The organism is Anabaena sp. UHCC 0253, assembly GCF_009712085.1.
Lineage (GTDB): Bacteria > Cyanobacteriota > Cyanobacteriia > Cyanobacteriales > Nostocaceae > Dolichospermum.
Genome location: NZ_VILD01000001.1, coordinates 859,365 through 863,658, shown reverse-complemented (window position 1 = coordinate 863,658; position 4,294 = coordinate 859,365). Strand labels below are relative to the sequence as shown.

The 4,294-nt window shown below is 38.1% G+C and carries 3 protein-coding genes and 1 pseudogene; 1 reads left to right on the top strand and 3 read right to left on the bottom strand.

Annotation, left to right across the window (positions count from 1 at the left end; all coding sequences use genetic code 11):
- Nucleotides 1-158: 158 nt before the first annotated feature.
- The 3 genes and pseudogenes from FJR38_RS28100 to FJR38_RS03795 form a co-directional block, all read right to left on the bottom strand.
- Entirely contained in the window at nt 159-335 is a 177-nt protein-coding gene (locus FJR38_RS28100) for a hypothetical protein (protein WP_254445416.1), read from the bottom strand.
- A 159-nt stretch (nt 336-494) separates the two neighbouring features.
- Nucleotides 495-734, bottom strand: a pseudogene (locus tag FJR38_RS03800) (DUF4277 domain-containing protein); the annotation flags it as partial.
- 215 nt (nt 735-949) lie between these two features.
- Nucleotides 950-1,708 (bottom strand): hypothetical protein, encoded by a 759-nt coding sequence (locus FJR38_RS03795; protein ID WP_168496054.1) that lies wholly within the window; start codon nt 1,706-1,708, stop codon nt 950-952.
- A 436-nt stretch (nt 1,709-2,144) separates the two neighbouring features.
- On the opposite strand from FJR38_RS03795, the gene FJR38_RS03790 reads away from it, so the two are divergent.
- Nucleotides 2,145-4,294, top strand: a 2,150-nt coding sequence (locus FJR38_RS03790) for a filamentous hemagglutinin N-terminal domain-containing protein (protein WP_254449348.1), incomplete at its 3' end; no start/stop codon positions are given.

Genomic DNA, 4,294 nt, shown 5'->3' with positions numbered 1-4,294 from the left:
TTCAGGATGATGTCTTGGATGATTACTTCTTGATACCCTTTAAACTCTGCGTCTGCTGGTAGTTTGTCTTGTGGATATTCCAGTATTTGTTCTCTATCTATTTTAATCGTCCCGTTCTTACTGCTTTTGCTGTGCTTTTTTGGAGCTTTTCGCTCTTTTTATGATGAGTGATTATTGGTCAACTCTTTCTTATTGGCTTTGATGTCTGGCTTACCTTGTTCTCCTTTCAGACGGTTATTTTCATCTTTTAACTGTTGATTTTCTGCTCGTAATTCTTTAACTTCTGCTTGTAATTGCTCTATTAAGTTGAGTAATATTTCTACTGTCCGACGCATTGATTCGTCTGCAATCCCTTTTGGCTCGATGGTTTACAGTATTTCTTCTCCTGATTTCTTACTCGAATCCTGTTTTTGCGTCATGTCTTATATTTTATTATATTCTATGTCCCTTACTTATCTTATTTTTCTCCCCTACCCCTACTTATTGAGCGGATACGCTTTTCCTACAAAAAATTCGTCAAATAGGTATAATGGGGCGCTTAAAAATCCTAATCCATTCAATATCATTGCTTTCATTACTTGTCCTGGTGTGAGAATTTCTCTTGTTTTTATTCCCACTATTTTATTCACTTCTTCTACCAATTCCATCTCATCTATTATTCCCGCTACTATTCCCGCTACTATTCCTAAATGGTCTATATTTAGGATTTGCATGGCTTCTTCTGACTCTTTCATGGCTTTTCTCTTTCTCTATTTCGCACTTATTATTTTACAATAAATAGCCTGAAATGATTACCAGCTAATCTTTTCAGGCTTTGCAGTCTTACAATTTATAATTATTTAATCTGCTTCAATAACTGCGGAATGTGGGCTTAAAAGAGATGAAAATGGGAAAATCAAGACCTATTTATTGAGAATAACCCGTGGTAATTGAGAATTAAACCATGAGTTCACAAAATCGCGTTGCTCCCAGTCAACAGTAAGTTTGTAATTGTATTAATCAAATCTTCTTTTGGGGCTTCTAAGTCAATTGTTTGTAAACAGCCTGACGCTGCTAATTGTTTAGCTCGTTCATCAGTAGCATCCCCATGCAAAGCAGAAGCTAGCTTGTCTGCTGTTCTCCCGCTACCAGCAATTACCATCACTAAGCGCCCAGCAATGACGCTGTTTAACGCATCAATAAAAGTAATCTCGCCACCATTAATGAGGACTGTAATTGAGGGCGCACCATTAGCTAAAAGGGTTGCTACCTGTACTATCCAGGGAGATTCATCACCCCAATTACTGCCAGGAACTAGGACAAAATGAGTATGATGTGCTTCTAGAGGTGTAGCATCCTCACTCAAGACTGTCGTTTGCTTAGGTAAGACTACTTTTGCTGTAGGAGCTACACCAATTAGGGGAAAGTCCGCATTGATTTGGCTATGGGCTTTACCCATCAATTGCATCACTCCCGCATCAGTACCACCATCCACCACATAAGCCCCCAAGCGTTGAGCTATTGGTGCTAAGACTTCTACGAATAGCCTTTTGATACGCAAGAAGTCCGCTTCGCTAATCTGACTAGCGCCCCCTACTATCACTAAGACGGGACGGGAATTACTTAGCCCTAATTGCACTAGAGCCTGGGGTAATTCTGCGGCTTCAGATACCGTAACTGCTACTGCTGCTTGCTTGGGATTTAAAGTTAGGCTAAAAAATTTGACCATTTATTCGGAGGAGAGCTTGCAAAAATTTAAATATTTACAGTATTACAATACTATTGCCAAAACCCTGAAACCCTATTGATATCGTCACGATTTTATTGGGTTTCAGACCTATTTGGGAAAATTGGCAATAGTGTTGGTATTAAGTTTCTATTTGATGTTCTATAGCAATCCTATATGTTAATCCAAGAAAATTACTATGTAAATTATTGACAAATTAAAGTATAGTGTTTTCAGTAAGAAATTGTGCGTAATTTTACTGTAATAAGGCTTTGAACCCACCGTGAATCACCGTAGGAATTTTGATGACCGTAAGCCTGGGTTGTTCCTAGCAAGGGGAACTATAATTCCGATCACTGTAGTATCGATATTTACCAGCAATCCTTGCCTAGCGCAAATCACACCTGACACCACATTGGGAAATCAAAACTCCCGTGTGATGACTGGTGTCAATATTAAAGAAAATCAGGCTGACTTAATTGAAGGTGGTGTCCAAAGAGGCAGCAACTTATATCACAGTTTTTTAGAATTTAATGTCAATAATGGGCAAAGGGTTTATTTTGCCAACCCTACAGGCGTTGATAATATTTTAAGTCGAGTTACTGGCAGTAACCCTTCTCATATTTTGGGGACTTTGGGCGTAAATGGTGCAGCTAATTTATTTTTGCTCAATCCCCAGGGGATTATTTTTGGGACAAATGCCCAGTTAGATATTGAAGGTTCATTTCTGGCTACCACAGCTAACAGTTTTGTGTTTCCTGATGGTAGTGAATTTAGTGCTACTAATCCCCAAGCGCCCCCACTGTTAACAATGAGTGTACCCGTGGGTGTGCAGTTTGGTTTACAGCAAACGGCAAGTATTACCAATCAAGGACAATTGGTAGCAGGAAAGGATTTAACGCTGAATGCAGGAAATCTGGATTTACAGGGAACAGTTCAATCTGGTGGGAATTTAACATTACAGGCGCAGAACAGTTTAAAAGTTAGAGATAGCGCAACTAATCCTTTCATTGCGGCGGCGGGTGGGAATTTGCTGGCGCAAGGTAATCAGAAAGTCGATATTTATGCCTTAAATCACCCAGATAGTGGCTTTTACTCTGGTGGCGATATGGTCTTGCAGTCTAAAAATACCATTGGCAGCGATGCCCATTTTTGGGCTGGGGGTAATTTTAGGGTAGAAAGGTTGAACGGCGATTTAGGTAATCTGTTTAGTCCTGATGATCCAATAATTCGTGCTGCTGGTGATGTGAGTTTTGGTAGCTACGAAGGTGCATCTTTGCACATCCTGGCGGGTGGGAGTGTCAATATTTCGGGTAACGTTAGAATCACGGGCGTAGACAGCACAGGCAATTCTCTTCGAGAAACCGTTAAGCTATCGGATGGAACAACAATAAATATTGATGGTAGTCAAACACCAACTCTAGACATTAGAGCAGGGGTAGATACAAACTATATTGGCACGCCAAACTTTACACCCAATTTCCCGATTGGATTCAATCTGCAAAATCCTACAACAACCAATACTCCAACAAATGCAAATATTAGCATCCAAGGTTGGATTTATAATACTTCACGCTTTCAATCTAACAGTGGAGAGACACTTGTAACTAATCAGTATCATCCCAATGGATTGGCAGGTGATATTACAACTGGATTAATTCTCGTTTATGGTAATGTCGCTGTTGATTCTCGGGGTGATATTAAAACTAACGGGAATATTGATACTACTATTAATGACAATGTAAAAGAAAACAGAACAGGCGGTCGTATTAAGCTGTTCGCAAATAAAAATATCTTCGTTAAAGGTAGTCTGTTATCTAATGTAAGCAGTGGGGGTATTTTGGATGGCAATGGTGGTGATATTTACCTCAACAGTCGTAACGGAAATATTGATATAATAAACGCGAATGTTGCATCAGAATCTCCCAATAATGGAATTGCTGGAAGTGTCAGGATTGAAGCGTTAGGAGATATATCTATTTCTAATAGCATGATAAAAGCAATTAGTAATAATGAGATCGAAAAATATAAGAATAACATCACGATTAATTCTACGAAAGGTTCCATTTATTTAAATGGCGCTACATTAAATACCACTAACAAAGGTTCTGGCTATGCAGGATATATCATAACTAATGCTAGAGACCAAATATCTATTCTCAACGAAAGCAAGATATTTAGTCAGGGAAGTAATGGGGTACTATTAATTGGTATTAATCTAATAATAAAGACCAATAATGATGGAGAAATAAATTTTGATTTCGATCCTAATCAAACCAATACGCCTAAAAATATTTTGGTTGATAATAAATCAGAAATAAATACGAATAGTAATGGTTCAGATCAGGCAGGAGGTATCATCATTAATGCTAGTGATCAAATATCTATTCTCAACGAAAGCAAGATATTTAGTCAGGGAAATAATGGGGTAATATTAATTGGTATTAATCCAAAAGAGTTGATCGATAATGAGGAATCAATAAACATTGAGGCTAATATCAATAAAATATATACACCTCGAAATGTTTTGATTGATAATAAATCTGAAATAAATACTACTAATACAGGTTCAGGTAATGCAGGAGGTAT

Excerpts from the sequence above, each read along its gene's own strand:
- FJR38_RS28100 (WP_254445416.1), bottom strand. The coding sequence starts at position 335 with ATGCGTCGGACAGTAGAAATATTACTCAACTTAATAGAGCAATTACAA.
- FJR38_RS03795 (WP_168496054.1), bottom strand. The coding sequence starts at position 1,708 with ATGGTCAAATTTTTTAGCCTAACTTTAAATCCCAAGCAAGCAGCAGTA.